A 19,516-nucleotide genomic window follows, 5' to 3' on the forward strand; every position below is an offset into this window, starting at 1 on the left:
ACGGCACGTTCCGTTACCAGCTCGCAACGCATCCGTTGTTGATCCGCCGCAGCGCGACCTACCGTTACGACTCGTTGCGCAGCGTCACCCAGCGTCGGGCCGACCGCGCAGCGTGAGGAGATGAGGAGACTCCATGCGTGTTCGTAGGCTCGCGGCCTGGGCCGCTCTGCCGCTCGCGGTGACCCTGGGCCTGACGGCCTGCGGCTCCGGCGGCGGGAGCGGCGGCGCAAGCGACCCCGACGCGGCCGTGCGGATCGAGATCGCCGAGCCGCAGCACCTGGTGCCGACCAACACCAACGAGACGAGTGGCTCGCAGGTGCTGTCGGCACTGTTCAGCCCGCTCGTCGACTACGACGAGGCGAACAAGCCGCACGAGGTGGCGGCCGAGTCGGTGACGTCGTCGGACAACAAGGTCTGGACGATCAAGCTGAAGCCCGGCTACACGTTCCACAACGGCGAGAAGGTCACCGCCGACAACTACCTCGACGCCTGGAACTACGGCGCGTACGCGCCGAACGGCCAGAACTCCAGCTACTTCTTCGAGAAGATCGCCGGCTACCAGGACCTCCAGGGCGAGAAGCCGAAGGCGGAGACGCTCAGCGGCCTGTCGAAGGTCGACGACCTGACGTTCACCGTGACGCTCACCGAGCCGTACGTGGACTTCAGGACCATGCTCGGCTACACCGCGTTCTACCCGCTGCCCAAGGCGGCGTTCTCCGCGCCGGGCGTGCTGGCCGAGGGGTACGAGCAGGCGCCGATCGGTCAGGGCCCGTTCAAGATGAAGGGCTCCTGGCAGCACGACGCCAAGGTCGAGGTGGAGCGCTACGACGCGTTCCCGGGCCAGCAGCCCAAGGTCGGCGGCGTCGAGTTCCGGATCTACCAGCAGCCGACCGCCGCGTACGCGGACGTGCTGTCGGACAACCTCGACGTGATCAAGACGATCCCGACCGAGAACCTGTCGACCGCCGCCACCGACCTCGGCGACCGGTTCCAGCAGAGCCCGGCCTCGTCGCTCCAGGTGCTGGCGTTCCCGACGTTCCAGAAGGAGTTCAGCAAGCCCGAGGTGCGCAAGGCCATCTCGATGGCGATCGACCGGGACGAGATCACCAAGTCGATCTTCAAGGACTCGCAGCAGCCGGCCCGCTCGTTCGTCTCGCCGGTGGTCGCCGGCTACCGGGAGAACACCATCGGCACCGCCGGCGCGTTCGACCCGGCCAAGGCCAAGGCGATGTACGAGGCCGCGGGCGGCCCGAAGAAGATCGAGCTGTCCTACAACGGCGACGGCGGCCACAAGGACTGGATCGACGCCACCTGCAACCAGCTCAAGGCCAACCTGGGCGTGGAGTGCGTGGGCAACGCCGAGCCGAAGTTCGCCGACCTGCTGACCAAGCTCAAGCAGAAGCAGTCGGTGGGCCTGTTCCGGATGGGCTGGGTGATGGACTACCCGTCCATGGAGAACTACCTGGGCCCGCTGTACAGCACCAACGGCTCGTCGAACTACTACGGCTACTCGAACCCGGAGTTCGACAAGCTGCTCGCCGAGGGTGCCCGCGCGGCGAGCGCGGACGAGGCGGTCAAGAAGTACCAGGCGGCGGAGGACCTGCTCGCGCAGGACCTGCCGGTGATCCCGCTGCGGTACGGGCAGAACAACTTCGGCCACTCCACCAAGGTCAAGAACGTCCACGTGGACCTCTTCGACCGGGTGGACCTGCTGAAGATCGAACGCGCCTGACCCACCCCCGACAAGGCCGGGCCACCCCCACCGGGTGGCCCGGCCTTGGCATTGGCCCGCATTTGCCCCATCTTCGGCAGACTCGCAGGCATGTTCCGGTTCATCCTGCGGCGACTGCTCCAGATGGTCCTCGCGTTCTTCGGGACCACGCTGATCGTCTACGCGTTGATGTTCGCCGGCCAGGGCGACCCGATCCAGGCGCTCGCCGGGGAACGGCCGGTCACCGCCGCCCAACGCGCCTACCTGACCGAGAAGTACCACCTGGACGCGACCGGGGTCGGCGGCTTCTTCTACCGCTACCTGAACTATCTCGGCGGCCTGCTCCGCGGTGACCTCGGCCAGTCGCTCACCGGCCGGCAGATCGGCGACATCCTGGCCGCAGCCTGGCCGGTCACCGTGAAACTGGCGCTGATCGCGCTGGCCGTGACCGTAATCTTCGGGGTCACCGCCGGCGTCATCGCGGCCATCCGCCGCTCCGGCGTCTTCGACCACGCCACGCTGGTGCTCACGCTGCTGGTGCTCGGCATCCCCACCATCGTGCTGGCCCCGCTGGCGCAGTACTTCCTCGGCGTACGCTGGCCGATCTTCCCGCCCACCGCCGGCGCCCAGCCCTCGTTCCGGGCGCTGCTGCTGCCCGGCATCGTGCTCGGCTCGCTGTCGCTGGCCACCGCGCTGCGGCTGACCCGCACCTCGGTGACCGAGAACCTGCGCGCCGACTACGTGCGCACCGCCCGGTCGAAGGGCCTGGTGCGTCGCCGGATCGTCGGCGTGCACGTGCTGCGCAACTCGCTCATCCCGGTGGTCACGTTCCTCGGCGTCGAGCTGGGCAACCTGATGAGCGGCGCGATCATCACCGAGGGCGTGTTCAACATTCCCGGCGTCGGCTTCAACCTGTTCCGCGGCATCCGCACCGAGGACGGCCCGCTGGTGGTGGGCATCGTCAGCGTCCTCGTCGTGGTCTACCTACTGTCCAACCTGGTGGTGGACGTGCTCTACGCCGTACTCGACCCGAGGATCAGATATGAGTGACTTCGAGACGGTGGCGGCGACGGAGGACCAGTCGGCGCGGCGCGGCGTCTCCGGCGAGCCCGGCACCCCGGACCGGGCCGGCCGGCCCGGCAGGTCCCGCAGCCTGGCCGGCGACGCCTGGCGGGACCTGCGCCGCAACCCGGTGTTCTGGCTCAGCCTGCTGCTGGTCCTGCTGGTCGCCGCGATGGCCGTCGCCCCCGGGCTGTTCACCGCCAACGACCCGCGCGACTGCGTGCTCTCCCGGCAGCACGCCGGACCGTCCGGCGGGGCCATCTTCGGGTACGACTTCCAGGGCTGCGACACGTTCGCCCGAGCGGTCTACGGCGCCCGGGCCTCGCTGCTGGTGGGCGCGTTCTCCGCGGTGATCACCGGGGTGATCGCGCTGGTCGTCGGCATGCTCGCCGGCTTCTTCGGCGGGTGGGTCGACGCGGTGCTCTCCCGGGTGATCGACATCGTGCTCGGCATCCCGCTGCTGCTGGCCGCGATCGTGCTGCTCAAGCGCGTGAGCACCAGCGGCGAGACGGTACGCCTGTTCGCGGTCATCCTGGTGCTGGCGCTGCTCGGCTGGACCACCGCGGCCCGCGTGGTGCGCTCCTCGGTGATCACCGCCCGCGAGCAGGACTACGTGGCCGCGGCCCGGATGCTCGGCGCCGGCGACGGCCGGATCATGTGGCGGCACATCCTGCCGAACGCGCTCGCGCCGGCCATCGTGGTGCTCACCATCGCGCTCGGGTCGTTCATCGCGGCCGAGGCGACGCTGAGCTTCCTCGGCATCGGGCTGAAGGCGCCGACCATCTCCTGGGGCATCGACATCGACGCCGGCCGGGTGCACATGCGCGAGTCGGCCACGCCGCTGATCGTGCCGTCGGTCTTCCTCGCGTTGACCGTGCTCGCGTTCATCATGCTCGGCGACGCGGTCCGCGACGCCTTCGACCCGAAGCTGCGGTGAGTTCCCCATGACCGAGTCCGCGATCCGGCCCACGCCGGCCTCCCCCACCCCGCCCGAGGGGCACCTGCTGGAGGTGCGGGACCTGCACGTCGAGTTCCGCACCCGGGAGGGCGTGGCCCGGGTGATCAACGGGGTGACGTACCACCTGGACGCCGGCGAGACGCTTGCCGTGCTCGGCGAGTCGGGCTCCGGCAAGTCGGTCACCGCCCAGGCGATCATGGGCATCCTGGACACCCCGCCCGCGTACGTGCGGGGCGGTCAGATCCGCTACCGGGGGCGGGACCTGCTCACCCGGTCGGAGGAGGAACGCCGGCAGGTCCGGGGCACGGAGATCGCGATGATCTTCCAGGACGCGCTGTCCGCGCTGAACCCGGTCTTCCCGGTCGGCTGGCAGATCGGCGAGTCGCTGCGGCAGCGGGCCGGACTGTCCCGCGCCGACGCGCGCCGGCGCACGGTCGAGCTGATGGACCTGGTCCGCATCCCGGCCGCGGCGAGCCGGCTCGGCGACTACCCGCACCAGTTCTCCGGCGGGATGCGGCAACGCGTCATGATCGCCATGGCGCTGGCGCTGGACCCGAAGGTGCTGATCGCCGACGAGCCCACCACCGCGCTCGACGTCACCGTGCAGGCGCAGATCATGGACCTCCTGGCCGACCTGCGCCGGGACCTCGGCATGGCGCTCATCCTGATCACCCACGACCTCGGCGTGGTCGCCGGCGTGGCGGACCGGATCGCGGTCATGTACGCCGGCCGGATCATCGAGCACGCCGACGTGCGTTCGCTGTACCGGGCGCCGGCCCACCCGTACACCAAGGGGTTGCTGGAGTCGATCCCCCGGCTCGACGTGCGCGGGCAGGCGCTGTCGACCATTCCGGGGCTGCCGCCGAACCTGATGCGGATCCCGCCCGGCTGCCCGTTCCACCCCCGCTGCCCGTACGCGCAGCAGGTCTGTGTCGACGAGGTGCCGCACGACCTGGTGCTCGGCGACGGCCGGACCAGCGCGTGCCACTTCGCGCAGGAGGTCCACGATGACCGCGCCCGCTAGCCCGGCCAAGGTCCGCGGCGAGACCGTCCTCGCCGTCGACGAGCTGGTCAAGCACTTCCCGATCACCCAGGGCGTGCTGTTCAAACGGCAGATCGGCGCGGTGCGGGCGGTCGACGGGGTGAGCTTCGAGCTGCGCCGGGGCGAGACGCTCGGCGTGGTCGGCGAGTCCGGCTGCGGCAAGTCCACGCTGGCCCGGCTGCTGATGCGGCTGGAGACGCCGACCGCCGGCCGGGCCACGCTGGAGGGGCGGGACCTGTTCCGGGCGTCCGGCGGGGAGCTGCGGCGGCTGCGGCGGAACATGCAGATGGTGATGCAGGACCCGTACACCTCGTTGAACCCGCGGATGACGGTCGGCGACATCGTCGGCGAGCCGTTCGCGATCCACCCGGACGCCGCGCCGAAGGGCAGCCGGCGGCAGCGGGTGCAGGAGCTGCTGGACGTGGTCGGGCTCAACCCGGAGCACGTGAACCGCTACCCGCACCAGTTCTCCGGCGGCCAGCGGCAGCGCATCGGCATCGCCCGCGCGCTCGCGCTGCGCCCGGAGATCATCGTCTGCGACGAGCCGGTGTCGGCGCTTGACGTCTCCATCCAGGCCCAGGTGATCAACCTGTTGGCGCAGCTCCAGGACGAGTTCGGGTTGTCGTACATCTTCATCGCGCACGACCTGTCCGTGGTCCGGCACATCTGCGACCGGGTGGCGGTGATGTACCTGGGCCGGATCGTGGAGATCGGCACCGAGGAGCAGATCTACCAGCGCGCCACCCACCCGTACACCCAGGCGTTGCTCTCGGCGGTGCCGGTGCCCGACCCGGAGGCCCGCGACCGCCGGACGATCATCCGGCTCAGCGGCGACGTGCCCAGCCCGGCCGACCCGCCGTCGGGCTGCCGGTTCCGCACCCGGTGCTGGAAGGCGGAGGAGGTCTGCGCCGTCCAGGACCCGCAGACCGTGCCCCGCGCCGCGGACCCGCACCCCAGCGCCTGCCACTTCGCCGAGGTGCGCCCGGACGTCTGAGGCCCCGTCCCCCGGAGGAAGGAGGGGCGGGGCCGCAGCGGGACGTGGACGGGGTGCGTGAGGGGCGCCCCCGTGGGCGACGGCAGCGCGCGGTGGAACCGCCGGGTCGACGCGGCAGGCTCCGGCGCGACTCAGGCGGTGGGCGGCGCCCGCGCGGCCAGCGCGCCACGCGGCGGCAGCGACAGGGCCGGCGGCCGGCGGCCCGGCGTGAGCCGCGCCGACATGACCGGGCCGGCGACGCTCGGGGGCGCGGTCGGGAGCGGTTCGTCCGGCCCGTCGCCGTAGGCGAGGCCGCCGCGCCGCTCACCCCACCACCCGCCGGACAGCTCCGCGCACCGCCGTTGCGGGTACGCGCCGAGCGACGCGACCGGCCCGGCCCGGCACCCCGAGGCGGGTACGACGGCAGCCGGCCCGACGGCGTTCCCGCCGACGACGGACGGGGCGAGGGTGTCCGCGCCGACTGCGGGCAGGCCGGCGGCGTGCGGGCCGGCGGCGGAGCCGAGCGCGGCCAGGACGAACGCCAGCGTGACGACGACGGCGGTCAACCGGTCGCGCACGCGCATGGCACACCTGCCGGGGCTCACGGACAGTGGAGACGGTCGATCGATCGTCGCCGGCACACGCTAGCAACCACCCCCGACGGCCGGCAACGACGCGCGGCGGCGGGCTACCCGGGTCCGGCGCGTTCCGCCATCGGCTTCCGGCGTGTCGGGGCAGCGGCACCAATGGTGTCTGAAGCGGTATACCTCAGAGTCATAACTATGCCTCTGAGGTATACCGCGCAGATCTGATTGTCCCTCCCCTGCGGCTACGCACGGTAACCAGCGGCGAGGTGCAACCCGTGCGGAACAGACCTAGTGGAAGAAGTGGCGGGTGCCGGTGAGGTACATCGTCACGCCGGCCGCCTTGCAGGCCGCGATGGTCTCCTCGTCGCGGATCGAGCCCCCGGGCTGCACGATCGCCCGGATGCCGGCGTCGATGAGGATCTGCGGGCCGTCCGCGAACGGGAAGAACGCGTCCGAGGCGCAGACCGAGCCGCGGGCCCGCTCGTCGCCGGCCCGGCTGACCGCCAGCCGTGCCGAGTCGACGCGGTTGACCTGGCCCATCCCGACGCCGACGGTGGCGCCGTCGCGGGCCAGCAGGATCGCGTTGCTCTTCACCGCGCGCACCGCCCGCCAGGCGAACGCGAGGTCGCGCAGCGTCGCCTCGTCGGCCGGGTCGCCGGTGGCCAGCGTCCAACCGGACGGGTCGTCGCCGGGCGCGTCGACCGCGTCCCGCATCTGCACCAGCACGCCGCCGCTGACCTGCCGCCACTCCGCCGGCCGGCTGGCGAACGCGGGCGCCCGCAGCAGCCGGATGTTCTTCTTGGCCCGCAGCAGCTCCAGCGCGCCCTCGTCGAAGCCGGGCGCCACCAGCACCTCGGTGAAGATCTCCGCGACCTGACCGGCCAACTCCACGCTCACCGGCCGGTTGACCGCGATCACGCCGCCGAACGCGGAGACCGGGTCGCAGGCGTGCGCCTTGCGGTGCGCCTCGGCCACGTCCGCGCCGACCGCGATGCCGCACGGATTGGCGTGCTTGATGATCGCCACCGCCGGCTGGTCCGCGAAGTCGTGCGCGGCCCGCCACGCGGCGTCCGCGTCGACGTAGTTGTTGTAGGACATCTCCTTGCCGTGCAACTGCTCGGCCTGGGCCAGCCCGGCCGGGGCGCCCGGGTCGGTGTAGAGCGCCGCCGCCTGGTGCGGGTTCTCGCCGTAGCGCAGCACGGCCTGGCGGCGCAGCGCCAACCCGGCGAACTCCGGCCAGCCGTCCTCGGCCGGGGCCACCGTGGTGGCGAACCAGTCGGCCACCGCCACGTCGTAGTCGGCGATGTCGGCGAACGCCCGGGCCGCCAGCGCGCGCCGCCGGGCCAGGGTGAACCCGCCGTCGGCGAGCGCGGCCACCACCGCCGGGTACGCGGCCGGGTCGGTCACCACCGCGACCGAGGCGTGGTTCTTCGCGGCGGCCCGCACCATCGCCGGACCGCCGATGTCGATCTGCTCCACGCACTCGTCGGCGTTCGCGCCGGAGGCGACAGTGGCCTGGAACGGGTAGAGGTTGGAGACCAGCAGGTCGATCCCGGCGATGCCGTGCTCGTCGAGCTGCATGGCGTGCGAGTCCTTGCGCAGGTCGGCGAGGAGGCCGCCGTGGATCTTCGGGTGCAGCGTCTTCACCCGGCCGTCGAGGATCTCCGGGAAGCCGGTGACCTGCTCGACCGGGGTGACCGGAACCCCGGCGCCGGAGATCGTCGACGCGGTGCTGCCGGTCGACACGATCTCCACGCCGGCCTCGTGCAGGGCGCGGGCCAGCTCGACCAGGCCGGTCTTGTCGTAGACGCTGACCAACGCGCGCCGGATCGGGCGGCGGGCGTCGTCATGGGTGCTCACGGAACGGTGACCTTTCTGCCGGTGATCGTCCAACCTTCACGTACCAGGCGGCCGACCTGCTCGACGAGCTGGCGCCGCTCGGCGGACTTGATGCGCTCGGTGAGCGTCTCCTCGTCGTCGTCGTCGAGCACCGGTACGGCGACCTGGGCGACGATCGGGCCGGTGTCCATCCCGGCGTCGACGAAGAACAGCGTGGCCCCGGTGACCTTCACGCCGTACGCCAGCGCGTCGCGGGGGCCGTGGATGCCGGGGAACGCCGGCAACAACGTGTTGTGCGTGTTCAGGTAGCGGTCACCGAACGCGGTGAGGAACTCCGGGCCGACCAACTTGAGGAACCCGGCGCTGATCACCAGGTCGGGCCGGTGCTCGGCGACCCGGGCCGTGAGCGCCTTGTCCCAGTCGGCCCGGGTGGGGTGGTCCTTGACCCGCTCGACGAAGGACGGCACGCCGGCCGCGGCGGCGCGGTCCAGGCCGGCTATCCCGTCCCGGTCGGCGCCCACGGCCACCACCCGGGCCCCGTAGCCGGGTTCGGTGGCGGCGTCCAGCAACGCCTGGAGGTTGCTGCCGGAGCCGGAGACGAGGACGACGAGGCGGGCGACGGACGCGGGCTCGGTCACGCGGCCACCCTATCGGGCAGGTCGGGCGGTCCGGCTGTCGGGCGGCGGCCTGTCGGATGATCTCCGGAGGTAGTGGGCTCGCGGTACGCTGCCGGTCGCCCGGTGTCCGGCGTACGCCCGACCCGCACCCCGAACGAGTAACCGGCACGCGCCGTGCCGCCGGCCCGAGGAGTCACCCCCATGCAGCCCGGATACCCCCAGAAGCAGCCGTCGCAGATCGACAACAACATGACGATGTCCATCGTCGCGATCTTCCTGTGCTGGCCGCTCGCGATCCCGGCGATCATCAACGCCTCCAAGGTCAACCCGCTGATCCAGCAGGGCGACTACGCCGGCGCGCAGGCCGCCGCCGCCGAGTCCAGGAAGTGGTCCAAGTGGGCCCTGATCGTCGGCCTGGTCCTGATCGGCATCATTGTGGTGTGTTGCCTGTTCGGTGGCCTGGCGGGTCTCGTCGGCGGCAGCACCGGCACGAACTGACCGACAGCCCACCAACTGAGGAGTTTCCCGACATGCAGCCCGGACACCCCGGACAGGACCCGTACGGCCAGCAGCCGAACCAGGACCCGACCGCCCAGCCGCACGACCCGTACGGCCAGCCGCCGCAGCCCCCGCAGTACGGCCAGCAGCCGCAGTACGGCCAGCAGCCGGACTACGGGCAGCAGCCCCAGTACGGGCAGCAGCCGGACTACGGCCAGCCGACCTCCGGCCAGCCCTACGGCCAGCCCACCTCGGGTCAGCCCTACGGTCAGGACCCGTACGCGCAGCAGCCGTACGGCGCCGCGCCGCAGTACCCGGCCGCCGGCTACCCGGCCGGCCCCGGCCAGGGCCAGAACAACACCATGGGCCTGATCGGCATGATCGTCGGCATCGCCTCGATCGTGCTCGGCCTCTGCTGCCCGCTGCTGGGCGTCCCCGCCGGCATCGCCGGCGTGGTGCTCGGCTTCCTGGGCCAGAAGAAGGTCCAGGCCGGCGAGGCCAGCAACCCGGGCCAGGTGAAGGCCGCCCTGATCTGCGGTGGCATCGGAGTGGTCCTCGGGATCATCAGCGCCATCGCCGGCGCCGCGATCAACATGAGCAACTTCGGTTCCTGACCGGCTCCGACGAAGGGGCGTCCGGCAGCCGCCGGGCGCCCCTTCGTCACGTCCACCCGTCGATCCGGGTGGCGAAGACCCGAGCCGTCAGCGCGGGGTCGGGGCGGGCCGGGGCGGGGGCGGGGCGGTCCGGGTGGTGAGGGTGTGGGTGGCGGCGGCGCCGAGCACCGCGCCCACGGCGATCACCAGCGTGGCCACGGCGGTCACCGGCCAGGGCGCCGGGCCGATCTCGGCCAGCCGACCACCGCCGAGCGACCCGCCTGAGGCCGCCGCGAGCAGCCCCAGCAACACCCCGGCGACCGGGCCGGCGAGCACGGCCGGGACCAGCAGCTCCGGCCAGCCGACCTCGGCCCGGTCCTCGGCCGCCGCGCGCAGCAGCCGCCGGGCCAGCAGCCAGCCGGCCGCCATCGCGGCCAGCACCGGCACCGCGAGCAGGCCGGTGCCCAGCCCGTCCACCGGGCCACGCGGCAGGCCGGCCAGCAACGGCACGGCCGGCAACGCGCCCACCGACACCTCACTGGTGCGGACCGCGGTGTCCGTGCCGACGGCGAACCCGGGACCGAGCAGGTAGCTGGCCGACCAGGCGGTGGCGTTCGGCGCGTACGCGACGCTGACCAGCGTGATGCCCGCCTGCCCGGCCACCCCGGTCCGGTACGCGCCGATCATGTCGGCCGCGTCGCCACCGCCGGTGGCCACCGCCAGCCCGGCCGCGCCGGCGCTCGCGCCGAGCAGCAGCAGCACCGCGACCAGCCCGGCCCGCAACCCGTCGCGCACCGCCGGCGGGCACCGCCGGGCCAGCAGCGCCCAGACGCCCGTGGTGCGCAGCGCGCCGACGAGTGCGGCCGGGGCGGCGAACACGGCGAACGTCACGGCGGTCGTGACCGGGGAGACGCGTACGCCACCCGCGCCGACCGCCACCGCGGCGATCGTGCCGAGCAGCGCGTACCCCACCGCGACCGCGACCGCGACGGCGAGCGCCTGCCGGGGCGAGCCGGCGCCGCGCGCGCCCACGGCCCGGCTGACGTGCACCCCGGCCCGGGTGAGCCGCCAGACGACCAGCACGCTCAGCGCGAGCGGGGCCAGACCGAGCGGCCCGGCGGCGGTCTGCAACGGCACCCCGTGCCCGAGCAGCCAGCCGGCCAGGCCGGCGCGCAGCGCGCCGCCGAGCGACCCGGCGTCCTCGGTGAGCTGGGCGAGGCCGAGCACGACGACGACCGGCAGCAGGGTGGTCAGCGCCGCCCAGAGCGCGGCCACGCCGGCGGCCACGGGCAGCGGGGCCCGGCTGCGCGACGGCTCACCCGCCCGGGGCGGGGGCACGCGCGCGGCGGGGCGGGCACGGGCGCGCGGCCGGGCGCCGGTGGTGGGGCCGGCGGCCGGACGGCGGGGCTGGTCAGGGGTGACACGTGACATCGCGTCTACTCTGGCACGCCACGGGAGAGGACGGCAGTCCGATACCGGGCCGGAACCGTGGCGAGTTCGTCGAACCCGCGGATCGGCGGCGGTGATCCGGTCTAGCCTCGGCTTGAGACGCGACCGTTCCCGTCGCGGCACCGACCGCTCGGAGGAAGCCGTGAACGCTCCGTATCCGCCGCCCCCGCCGCCACCGGCCGCCGGTCGGGACCGGACCACGCTCTGGGGCGTCCTCGGCATCGTCTTCGGCCTGTTCTGCTGCGGCATCCTGGGAATCGTCTTCGGCTGGTTGTCGATCCGCGACGCGCGCCGCAACGGCAAGTCGCAGCTGCTCGGCTGGCTGGCCATCGCGTTCGGTGTGATCAACATCGTGGCCAGCGCCATCGTGCGGGCCCGGGGCAGCTACTACTACCCGTACTGGTACCGCTGAGCGTGAGGGGGCCGACCGGAACCGGTCGACCCCCTCGCCGTGTCAGCTGACCGCTCAGCGGCCGGACATGAGCTCCCGCATCAGCTCGGCGGTCTCGGTCGGGGTCTTGCCGACCTTGACGCCGACCGCCTCCAGCGCCGCCTTCTTCGCGTCGGCGGTGCCGGCCGAACCGGAGATGATCGCGCCGGCGTGACCCATGGTCTTGCCGGGCGGGGCGGTGAAGCCGGCGATGTAGCCGACCACCGGCTTGGTGACGTTGGCCTTGATGAACTCGGCCGCCCGCTCCTCGGCGTCGCCGCCGATCTCACCGATCATGACGATCGCGTCGGTCTCCGGATCCGCCTCGAAGGCGGCCAGCGCGTCGATGTGGGTGGTCCCGATGATCGGGTCACCGCCGATGCCGACGCAGGTGGAGAAGCCGATGTCGCGCAGCTCGTACATCATCTGGTAGGTCAGGGTGCCGCTCTTGCTGACCAGGCCGATCCGGCCGACGCCGGTGATGTCGGCCGGGATGATGCCGGCGTTGGAGGCACCCGGCGAGGCGATGCCGGGGCAGTTCGGGCCGATGATCCGGGTGCGCTCGCCCTTGGCCACGTTGTACGCCCAGAACGCGGCGGTGTCGTGCACCGGCACGCCCTCGGTGATCACCACGGCCAGGTCGATGCCGGCGTCGATCGCCTCGACCACGGCGGCCTTGGTGAACTGCGGCGGCACGAAGATGACCGTGACGTCGGCCCCGGTCTCCTTCATCGCGTCCGCGACGGAGGCGAAGACCGGCAGCTCGGTGCCGTCGAAGTCGACGGTGGTGCCGGCCTTGCGCGGGTTCACGCCGCCGACCACGGTGGTGCCGGCGGCGAGCATCCGCCGGGTGTGCTTGGAACCCTCGGAACCGGTCATACCCTGCACGATGACCTTGGAGTCCTTGGTCAGCCAGATAGCCATTGTCAGACCCCCGCCGCTGCCAGCTCGGCGGCCCGCTCGGCCGCGCCGTCCATGGTGTCGACCCGCTGGATGAGCGGGTTCGCCGCGCCGTCGAGGATGGCCCGGCCCTCCTCGGCGTTGTTGCCGTCGAGGCGGACCACGAGCGGCTTGGTGGCCTTCTCGCCGCGCTGCTCCAGCAGCGCCAGCGCCTGCACGATGCCGTTGGCGACCGCGTCGCAGGCGGTGATGCCGCCGAAGACGTTGACGAAGACGCTCTTCACCGACGGGTCGGAGAGGACGATCTCCAGGCCGTTCGCCATCACCTCGGCGCTCGCGCCGCCGCCGATGTCGAGGAAGTTGGCCGGCTTGACGCCGCCGTGCCGCTCCCCGGCGTACGCGACCACGTCGAGCGTGGACATGACCAGACCCGCGCCGTTGCCGATGATGCCGACCTCGCCGTCGAGCTTGACGTAGTTGAGGTCCTTCTCCTTGGCGGCCTGCTCCAGCGGGTCCACCGACGCCTGGTCGACCAGGGCCTCGTGGTCCGGGTGCCGGAACCCGGCGTTCTCGTCCAGCGTGACCTTGGCGTCCAGGAGCAGCAGCTTGCCGTCCTTCGTGGTGGCCAGCGGATTCACCTCGACCAGGGTGGCGTCCTCGGCGACGAACGCCTGCCACAGCCCGACCGCGACGTCGACGATCTGGTCGGCGACCTCGGCCGGGAAGCCGGCCGCGGTGACGATCTCACGCGCCTTGGCCTCGTCCACGCCGGTGTTCGCGTCGATCGGCGCCTTGACGACCTTCTCGGGGGTCTCGGCGGCGACCGCCTCGATGTCCATGCCGCCGGCGACGCTGGCGATGCAGAGGAAGGTGCGGTTCGCCCGGTCGAGCAGGTACGAGAAGTAGTACTCCTCGGCCACGTCCGCGGTCACCGTGATCATGACCTTGTGGACCGTGTGACCCTTGATGTCCATGCCGAGGATGTCGGTGGCGCGGGCCACCGTCTCCTCCGCGCCCTCGGCCAGCTTCACGCCGCCGGCCTTGCCGCGGCCACCGACCTTCACCTGCGCCTTGACGACCACCCGGCCGCCGAGGCGTTCGGCGATCGCGCGGGCCTCCTCCGGGGTAGTGGCGACGCCGCCGGCGAGCACGGGCAAACCGTGCCGCTCGAACAGGTCCCGCCCCTGGTACTCGTACAGGTCCACGATTGCGCGTCCCGTCCCGTCTCCGCGGCGCGCCGTCGCGCCGCCACCAGCGTTGGAAAATCAGTTTGACGCCTGTCATCAGAACAGACAGGCCATTTGCCGCAGCCTAACGAGATGGGAACCGGCGGCAACCGAGCGGGTGCGGGGTGTGCGGTAATGCACAACCGTCGTCGCGGTAGCGCACGACGAGAGACGCGGTGTCAGCCGTCCGGGGGATGTCCGCGTCGGGGCGTAACCCCCGGTCAGGGGCGTCGTTGAGTCTGATGTCGGAGCGCTGGTCAAGCGCGATGACGGGAGCGGCCGATGCCCTGTCGGTCGAGGGGTGGCGGCGGGGCATCGTGCATAGAGGGGCCGGGCGTGTGAGGGGTGCGTCCGGCCCTTCCCCCTGCCCGGAATCAGCCGACCGGCTGGGCCACGTTCTCCCGTACCCAGTCGACGATCGACCCGGTGGTGGCGCCCGGGGTGAAGATCTTCGCGACGCCGAGCCGCTCCAGCTCCGGGATGTCGGCCTCCGGGATGATGCCGCCGCCGAAGACCACGATGTCGGCCGCCTGGCGGTCGGTGAGCAGCTCGACGACGCGCTTGAACAGCGTCATGTGCGCGCCGGAGAGCACCGACAGGCCGACCGCGTCCGCGTCCTCCTGGATCGCCGTCTCGACGATCTGCTCGGGAGTCTGGTGCAGGCCGGTGTAGATGACCTCCATGCCGGCGTCCCGCAGTGCGCGGGCGACGACCTTCGCGCCGCGGTCGTGGCCGTCCAGGCCGGGCTTGGCGACGACGACCCGAATCCGAGAGCTCATCTGCGCACACCTTTCACCGGCACCGGCACTGCTGACCCTGAACGAACGGTAACCCGGGCGGACCGGGGGCGGAAAGCCGGGCTGCGCCATACCGCCCACCCGGGCGCGCCGGAAGTCGGACACCTCCGCCGATCGGTCACGGTCCGCGACGAAAGGCCAGTCGGCGGGCCATCCAACCGGCGGCACGAGATGACACAAGACAGGATGTAAACGGACATAACGAAACGCCGATTCGGCGCTTCGGCTTGTGACAGGAGTGGCGGTTGGCTAACGTGTCCACGGTTGTCATCAGGTCCACGGACGGGTGACGACGCGGCACCGGACGTTCGGCAGAGCTTCACCGAACGGCCCGAGGTCGCATCGGATCCCCGACAACGGAGGGTGTGCGTGCGCCAGCGCCTGTCGTCTGAGCCCGATAGATATCGCGGTCGTCGCCGCGTACCCACCCCCCCGCGGAGCCGCTACGCGGCGGTCGTCACGACCGCCTTCGTCGGCGCCGGCATCGTCGCCCTCGGCGCGAACGCCCTTCCCGACGCCAAGAGCGTCAGCCCGTCCGTCCTCGACGAGCTCCGGCAGGCCTCGGTCGCCAGCCAGGACGCCGCGGCCCGTGCCGACAGCGCCGACCGCGCCACCCGCGACGACCGGTCGGGTGGCGACACCGCCGCCACCGAGCAGGACCCCTGGCTCCTACCCCTGCACGGCTACGACTTCAAGTCGCCCTACGGCATGCGCTGGGGCAAGCTGCACACCGGCATCGACCTGGTCGCGCCGGAGGGCACGCCCTACAAGGCGGTCCACGCCGGCACCGTCACCAAGGCCGGCTGGTTCGGCGGCTACGGCTACGCCGTGATCGTCCAGCACGCCGACGGCAGCGAGGCCATCTACGGCCACTCCTCCGCGGTCACCGTGAAGGAGGGCCAGCAGGTCAAGGCCGGCGACCAGCTCGGCCTGGTCGGCAACACCGGCCACTCCTACGGCTCGCACCTGCACCTCGAGGTGCATGTCAACGGCGAGCCGCGCGACCCGGTGACGTTCCTCCAGGAGCGCGGAGTGGACATCAAGCTCGAAACCGAGGCACTCTACGGCGACGTAGCCGCCTCCTGACGCTCCGCACCGCCCGATGACCGCCCGGATCCCGCGATCCGGGCGGTTTCGCGTGGGCGCATGTCTGCCCCGTCACACCGCACGATGTGAGCGGGCCCACACCACCCGGTGATCGACGCTTGTCGTGAATCGCCCAGCCGGGCCCGATCGCGGACACGATCCGGCGACGCACCCGACCGGGCCGCGAACCCGCCACCGGCGCGCTCGGAGACCGACACCAGTATTTCCAGGTCCACGTGCCCCTCAACTGGTGAAGGTTCCCGTGCAGCACAGCAGTCCCACCCCGAACGGCGCCACCCCGGACCCCGCCCCCGCCCGGCACCGGCGGACCGGCCGGCGGACCGCGTACCTGGTCACCGGCGCGCTGGCCCTGCTCGGTCTCGGCCTCGGCGGCGTCCTGGTCGCCACCGACGACAGTCCGGCGCCGGCGCCGGCCGCTGTCGACTTCGACGCGCGGGCCCGCGCCGAGGCTGCCGCCCGCGCCGACCGGTCGGCCCGCGAGTCGCTCCGCCCGGTCACCCCGTCCGCGACGCCGGCCAGCCCGTCCCCCAGCCCGAGCGCGACCAGCCCGAAGCCGAAGCAGACCGTGCCGCCGAAGCCGAAGCCGAAGCCGAAAAAGAAGAAGGCCGCGCCGAAGCCGAGCTGGGTCATCCCGATGCCGGGCGCCGACATCACGTCCTGCTTCGGGCCCCGGTGGGGCACACTGCACGCCGGCATCGACTTCGCCATGCCCGCCGGCACCCCGATCCGGGCCGCCGCGTCCGGCACCGTGGTCAAGGCCGGTGACGTGGGCGACGGCTACGGCAACTCCGTCTTCGTCGACCACCACAACGGCTACCTGACCCACTACGCCCACCAGAGCCGGCTGCTCGTCGACGTCGGCGACCGGGTCAAGGCCGGTCAGGTCATCGGCTACGAGGGCGCCACCGGTGACGCCACCGGCCCGCACCTGCACTTCGAGGTGCACCAGGGTGCGATGTGGAACCAGATCGACCCGGCGCCGTTCCTGCGCGCCCGCGGCATCGACGTGGCCTGCTGAGCGCCACGACACGACGAGGCCCGGCCCGGTGCGACACCGGACCGGGCCTCCTCGACGCTCAGAGCTTGTCGATCGGCGCGTGCCGCAGCACCAGCCACATGGTCTGTTCGCCGAAGTCGATCTGCGCCCGGGCCCCCGGCCCGGCACCCTCCACCGCCAGCACCCGGCCCAGGCCGTAGCGCTGGTGGTTGACCCGGTCGCCCACCGAGACCTTGGGCGTCTGCTTCAGGTCGCTCGCGGTGGCCAGCCGGCTGGCGTCCACGCCGAGACGCTTGGCGAGCTGGGTCGCCCTGGGCGTGCCGCCGGTGAAGCCGCCCCGGCCGCCGCCGGACAACCGGTCCGCCCGGCCACCGACGCCACCACCGCCGCCACCCCACGAGGTGTACGACCCCTCGGTGCGCTCCCACCGCACCAGCTCCGGCGGCAGCTCCTCCAGGAACCGCGACGGTGGGTTGTAGGCCGGTGCGCCCCAGGCCGACCGGGTGACCGCTCGGGACAGGTAGAGGCGCTGCCGGGCCCGGGTGATGCCCACGTACGCCAGCCGGCGCTCCTCCTCCAGCTCGCGGGTGTCGCCGAGCGAACGCAGGTGCGGGAAGACGCCGTCCTCCAGGCCGGTCAGGAAGACCACCGGGAACTCCAGCCCCTTGGCGGTGTGCAGCGTCATCAGGGTGACCACGCCTTGGTGGTCGGGGTCGTCGGAGGGGATCGCGTCGGCGTCGGCGACCAGCGCCACCTGCTCCAGGAAGCCGGCCAGCGTGGCCCGCTCGTCGTCCGCGCCCAGCGACTCGATCCGCTCGGTGTACTCCCGGGCGACGCTCACCAGTTCCTGGAGGTTGTCCACCCGGCCGGCGTCCTGCGGGTCGAGGCTCTCCTCCAGCTCGGCCAGGTAGCCCGAGCGGGTCAGCAGCGCCTCCAGCACCTCCTCCGGGGTGCCGGTGGCGGTCAGCTCACGGGCCGAGTCGAGCAGCCCGACGAACTCGGCGATGCCGTTGGCCGCCCGGGTGGAGATCCCCGGCGCGTCCTTCGCCCGGCGCAGCGCGGCGCCGAACGAGATGCGGTCCCGGGCGGCCAGCGCCTCGACGCAGGCCTCGGCCCGTTCGCCGATGCCCCGCCGGGGGGTGTTGAGGATCCGGCGCAGGCTGACCGTGTCGTCGTCGTTGACCACGGCCCGCAGGTAGGCCAGCGCGTCGCGGACCTCCTTGCGCTCGTAGAAGCGCACCCCACCGACCACCTTGTAGGGCAGGCCGACCCGGATGAACACCTCCTCGAACACCCGGGACATGGCGTTGGTGCGGTAGAAGACCGCCACGTCACCCGGCCGGGTGTCGCCGGCGTCGACCAGCCGGTCGATCTCCCGGGCCACCCAGTCCGCCTCGGCGTGCTCGGTGTCCGCCACGTAGCCGACGATCTGCTCGCCCGCGCCGGCGTCGCTCCACAGCCGCTTGGGCTTGCGTGAGGTGTTCCGGTCGATGACCGCGTTGGCCGCGTTGAGGATGGTCTGGGTCGAGCGGTAGTTCTGCTCCAGCAGGATGGTGCGGGCGTCGGTGAAGTCCCGCTCGAACTCCAGGATGTTGCGGATGGTCGCGCCCCGGAACGCGTAGATCGACTGGTCGGCGTCGCCCACCACGCACAGCTCGGCCGGCGGGATGCCCTCGGTGCCGGAGACCAGCTCCTTGATCAGGACGTACTGGGCGTGGTTGGTGTCCTGGTACTCGTCGACGAGCACGTGCCGGAACCGGCGCCGGTAGCTCTCCGCCACGTGCGGATGCGACTGGAGCAGGTGCACGGTGGTCATGATCAGGTCATCGAAGTCCAGCGCGTGGGCCTCGCGCAGCCGGCGCTGGTAGAGCGCGTACGCCTCGGCCAGCGCCCGCTCGTTCGGCCCCTTGGCCCGGCCGGCGAACTCCTCCGGGTCGACCAGCTCGTTCTTCAGGTTGGACACCTGGGCCGCCAGACCCCGCGCCGGGTAGCGCTTCGGGTCCAGGTCCAGCTCGCGGGCCACCAGCTGCATCAGTCGCCGGGAGTCGTCGGCGTCGTAGATGGAGAACGTCGACTTGAGGCCGGCGTGCTCGTGCTCGGCCCGCAGGATCCGGACACAGGCCGAGTGGAACGTCGACACCCACATCATCCGGGCGCGCGGGCCGACCAGCGCGGCCACCCGTTCCTTCATCTCACCGGCGGCCTTGTTGGTGAACGTGATCGCGATGATCTCGCCGGGGTGCGCGTCCCGGGCGGCGAGCAGGTAGGCGATCCGGTTGGTCAGCACGCGCGTCTTGCCCGAGCCGGCGCCGGCCACGATCAGCAACGGGGAGCCGGCGTGGGTCACCGCGTCCCGCTGCGGGCCGTTCAGGCCGTCGAGGAGGGCCTGCGGGTCCGACCGGGCACCCCCGGAACGGCGCGGCGGGGTCGGCCGGGACTCCGGCGCGGGCGGGGACGCGGGAATGTCGAAGAGAGGATGCATCGCAGCCCGAGTCTATGCCGTCGCCCGGACACTTCCCCGCCCGCGCGCCCGGGTCCCCGGACCGCGTCCCGTCCCACCAGTTGGCCGGTTTCCTTGCGCGTCCGCCCCGCCGGTCGGCATACTCGACGACGTGTTCGACAAGCGCTTTTTTTACTACGGCACCGGGAGTCCGGCAGCCGTGGGTCGCGCCTGATCACATCAGACCTACGAAACGCCCCGGGCTCCCCGAGCCCGGGGCTTTTCCGTCC

General features: G+C 72.3%; 18 protein-coding genes. 10 read left to right on the forward strand and 8 right to left on the reverse strand.

Annotated elements, in window-relative coordinates; all coding sequences use genetic code 11:
* Positions 1-133: 133 nt before the first annotated feature.
* The 5 genes from AB0B02_RS07345 to AB0B02_RS07365 all read left to right on the forward strand — a co-directional run bounded on the left by AB0B02_RS07345 (position 134) and on the right by AB0B02_RS07365 (position 5,767).
* Complete coding sequence (locus AB0B02_RS07345; protein ID WP_357297819.1) at positions 134-1,732, forward strand: ABC transporter substrate-binding protein; 1,599 nt, start codon at positions 134-136, stop codon at positions 1,730-1,732.
* A 90-nt stretch (positions 1,733-1,822) separates the two neighbouring features.
* Positions 1,823-2,761 (forward strand): ABC transporter permease, encoded by a 939-nt coding sequence (locus AB0B02_RS07350; RefSeq protein ID WP_281937951.1) that lies wholly within the window; start codon positions 1,823-1,825, stop codon positions 2,759-2,761.
* On the forward strand, positions 2,754-3,710 hold the full coding sequence (locus AB0B02_RS07355) for an ABC transporter permease (RefSeq protein WP_107158965.1): 957 nt from the start codon (positions 2,754-2,756) through the stop codon (positions 3,708-3,710). Before AB0B02_RS07350 ends, AB0B02_RS07355 begins: the two co-directional genes overlap by 8 nt.
* A gap of 7 nt (positions 3,711-3,717) precedes the next feature.
* The gene (locus AB0B02_RS07360) at positions 3,718-4,755 is read left to right on the forward strand and encodes an ABC transporter ATP-binding protein (RefSeq protein ID WP_281937952.1); all 1,038 of its coding nucleotides are present in this window, start codon (positions 3,718-3,720) and stop codon (positions 4,753-4,755) included.
* Positions 4,739-5,767 carry a dipeptide ABC transporter ATP-binding protein gene (locus AB0B02_RS07365; RefSeq protein WP_281937953.1) on the forward strand — a complete coding sequence of 343 codons (1,029 nt, stop codon included), beginning with the start codon at positions 4,739-4,741 and terminating at the stop codon, positions 5,765-5,767. The genes AB0B02_RS07360 and AB0B02_RS07365 overlap by 17 nt, the downstream gene beginning before the upstream one ends.
* A 131-nt stretch (positions 5,768-5,898) precedes the next feature.
* Here AB0B02_RS07365 and AB0B02_RS07370 read toward each other — a convergent pair whose 3' ends face one another.
* The 3 genes from AB0B02_RS07370 to purN all read right to left on the reverse strand — a co-directional run bounded on the left by AB0B02_RS07370 (position 5,899) and on the right by purN (position 8,810).
* On the reverse strand, positions 5,899-6,330 hold the full coding sequence (locus AB0B02_RS07370) for a hypothetical protein (protein WP_357297826.1): 432 nt from the start codon (positions 6,328-6,330) through the stop codon (positions 5,899-5,901).
* A 291-nt stretch (positions 6,331-6,621) separates the two neighbouring features.
* Positions 6,622-8,193: a bifunctional phosphoribosylaminoimidazolecarboxamide formyltransferase/IMP cyclohydrolase gene (purH, locus tag AB0B02_RS07375; RefSeq protein WP_357297829.1), complete on the reverse strand. Its 1,572-nt coding sequence runs from the start codon at positions 8,191-8,193 to the stop codon at positions 6,622-6,624.
* Entirely contained in the window at positions 8,190-8,810 is a 621-nt protein-coding gene (purN, locus tag AB0B02_RS07380; protein ID WP_357297832.1) for a phosphoribosylglycinamide formyltransferase, read from the reverse strand. Before purN ends, purH begins: the two co-directional genes overlap by 4 nt.
* A gap of 180 nt (positions 8,811-8,990) precedes the next feature.
* On the opposite strand from purN, the gene AB0B02_RS07385 reads away from it, so the two are divergent.
* Together AB0B02_RS07385 and AB0B02_RS07390 are read left to right on the forward strand one after the other, a co-directional pair.
* The gene (locus AB0B02_RS07385; RefSeq protein ID WP_281937959.1) at positions 8,991-9,287 is read left to right on the forward strand and encodes a CD225/dispanin family protein; all 297 of its coding nucleotides are present in this window, start codon (positions 8,991-8,993) and stop codon (positions 9,285-9,287) included.
* A 32-nt stretch (positions 9,288-9,319) separates the two neighbouring features.
* Positions 9,320-9,901: a DUF4190 domain-containing protein gene (locus AB0B02_RS07390; protein ID WP_281937960.1), complete on the forward strand. Its 582-nt coding sequence runs from the start codon at positions 9,320-9,322 to the stop codon at positions 9,899-9,901.
* A gap of 87 nt (positions 9,902-9,988) precedes the next feature.
* Here AB0B02_RS07390 and AB0B02_RS07395 read toward each other — a convergent pair whose 3' ends face one another.
* The gene (locus tag AB0B02_RS07395; RefSeq protein ID WP_357297837.1) at positions 9,989-11,311 is read right to left on the reverse strand and encodes a DUF6350 family protein; all 1,323 of its coding nucleotides are present in this window, start codon (positions 11,309-11,311) and stop codon (positions 9,989-9,991) included.
* Positions 11,312-11,471: 160 nt separating this feature from the next.
* Between AB0B02_RS07395 and AB0B02_RS07400 the strand changes: the two genes are divergently transcribed.
* On the forward strand, positions 11,472-11,741 hold the full coding sequence (locus tag AB0B02_RS07400) for a DUF4190 domain-containing protein (RefSeq protein ID WP_281937964.1): 270 nt from the start codon (positions 11,472-11,474) through the stop codon (positions 11,739-11,741).
* Between the two features lie 54 nt (positions 11,742-11,795).
* On the opposite strand, the gene sucD is transcribed toward AB0B02_RS07400, so the two are convergent.
* The 3 genes from sucD to AB0B02_RS07415 all read right to left on the reverse strand — a co-directional run bounded on the left by sucD (position 11,796) and on the right by AB0B02_RS07415 (position 14,664).
* Entirely contained in the window at positions 11,796-12,683 is an 888-nt protein-coding gene (gene sucD, locus AB0B02_RS07405) for a succinate--CoA ligase subunit alpha (RefSeq protein WP_281937966.1), read from the reverse strand.
* 2 nt (positions 12,684-12,685) lie between these two features.
* Entirely contained in the window at positions 12,686-13,864 is a 1,179-nt protein-coding gene (sucC, locus tag AB0B02_RS07410; RefSeq protein ID WP_107158926.1) for an ADP-forming succinate--CoA ligase subunit beta, read from the reverse strand.
* A gap of 395 nt (positions 13,865-14,259) precedes the next feature.
* Entirely contained in the window at positions 14,260-14,664 is a 405-nt protein-coding gene (locus AB0B02_RS07415; protein ID WP_107158910.1) for a cobalamin B12-binding domain-containing protein, read from the reverse strand.
* 387 nt (positions 14,665-15,051) lie between these two features.
* Here AB0B02_RS07415 and AB0B02_RS07420 point away from each other — a divergent pair, with 387 nt between their 5' ends.
* Both AB0B02_RS07420 and AB0B02_RS07425 read left to right on the forward strand, forming a co-directional pair.
* Positions 15,052-15,768 (forward strand): M23 family metallopeptidase, encoded by a 717-nt coding sequence (locus AB0B02_RS07420; RefSeq protein WP_281937971.1) that lies wholly within the window; start codon positions 15,052-15,054, stop codon positions 15,766-15,768.
* A gap of 250 nt (positions 15,769-16,018) precedes the next feature.
* Positions 16,019-16,807: a M23 family metallopeptidase gene (locus AB0B02_RS07425; protein WP_281937973.1), complete on the forward strand. Its 789-nt coding sequence runs from the start codon at positions 16,019-16,021 to the stop codon at positions 16,805-16,807.
* Between the two features lie 58 nt (positions 16,808-16,865).
* On the opposite strand, the gene pcrA is transcribed toward AB0B02_RS07425, so the two are convergent.
* A complete protein-coding gene (pcrA, locus tag AB0B02_RS07430) occupies positions 16,866-19,268 on the reverse strand; it encodes a DNA helicase PcrA (RefSeq protein WP_281937975.1) in 2,403 nt (800 codons plus the stop codon).
* Positions 19,269-19,516 lie beyond the last annotated feature (248 nt).

Source organism: Micromonospora sp. NPDC049240, assembly GCF_040647835.1.
Lineage (GTDB): Bacteria > Actinomycetota > Actinomycetes > Mycobacteriales > Micromonosporaceae > Micromonospora.

Bases quoted from the DNA above. Each gene is read 5' to 3' on its own strand.
- AB0B02_RS07345 (WP_357297819.1), top strand. From the start codon at position 134: ATGCGTGTTCGTAGGCTCGCGGCCTGGGCCGCTCTGCCGCTCGCGGTG.
- AB0B02_RS07350 (WP_281937951.1), top strand. From the start codon at position 1,823: ATGTTCCGGTTCATCCTGCGGCGACTGCTCCAGATGGTCCTCGCGTTC.
- AB0B02_RS07355 (WP_107158965.1), top strand. From the start codon at position 2,754: ATGAGTGACTTCGAGACGGTGGCGGCGACGGAGGACCAGTCGGCGCGG.
- AB0B02_RS07360 (WP_281937952.1), top strand. From the start codon at position 3,718: ATGACCGAGTCCGCGATCCGGCCCACGCCGGCCTCCCCCACCCCGCCC.
- AB0B02_RS07365 (WP_281937953.1), top strand. From the start codon at position 4,739: ATGACCGCGCCCGCTAGCCCGGCCAAGGTCCGCGGCGAGACCGTCCTC.
- AB0B02_RS07370 (WP_357297826.1), bottom strand. From the start codon at position 6,330: ATGCGCGTGCGCGACCGGTTGACCGCCGTCGTCGTCACGCTGGCGTTC.
- AB0B02_RS07385 (WP_281937959.1), top strand. From the start codon at position 8,991: ATGCAGCCCGGATACCCCCAGAAGCAGCCGTCGCAGATCGACAACAAC.
- AB0B02_RS07390 (WP_281937960.1), top strand. From the start codon at position 9,320: ATGCAGCCCGGACACCCCGGACAGGACCCGTACGGCCAGCAGCCGAAC.
- AB0B02_RS07395 (WP_357297837.1), bottom strand. From the start codon at position 11,311: ATGTCACGTGTCACCCCTGACCAGCCCCGCCGTCCGGCCGCCGGCCCC.
- sucD (WP_281937966.1), bottom strand. From the start codon at position 12,683: ATGGCTATCTGGCTGACCAAGGACTCCAAGGTCATCGTGCAGGGTATG.
- AB0B02_RS07415 (WP_107158910.1), bottom strand. From the start codon at position 14,664: ATGAGCTCTCGGATTCGGGTCGTCGTCGCCAAGCCCGGCCTGGACGGC.
- pcrA (WP_281937975.1), bottom strand. From the start codon at position 19,268: ATGCATCCTCTCTTCGACATTCCCGCGTCCCCGCCCGCGCCGGAGTCC.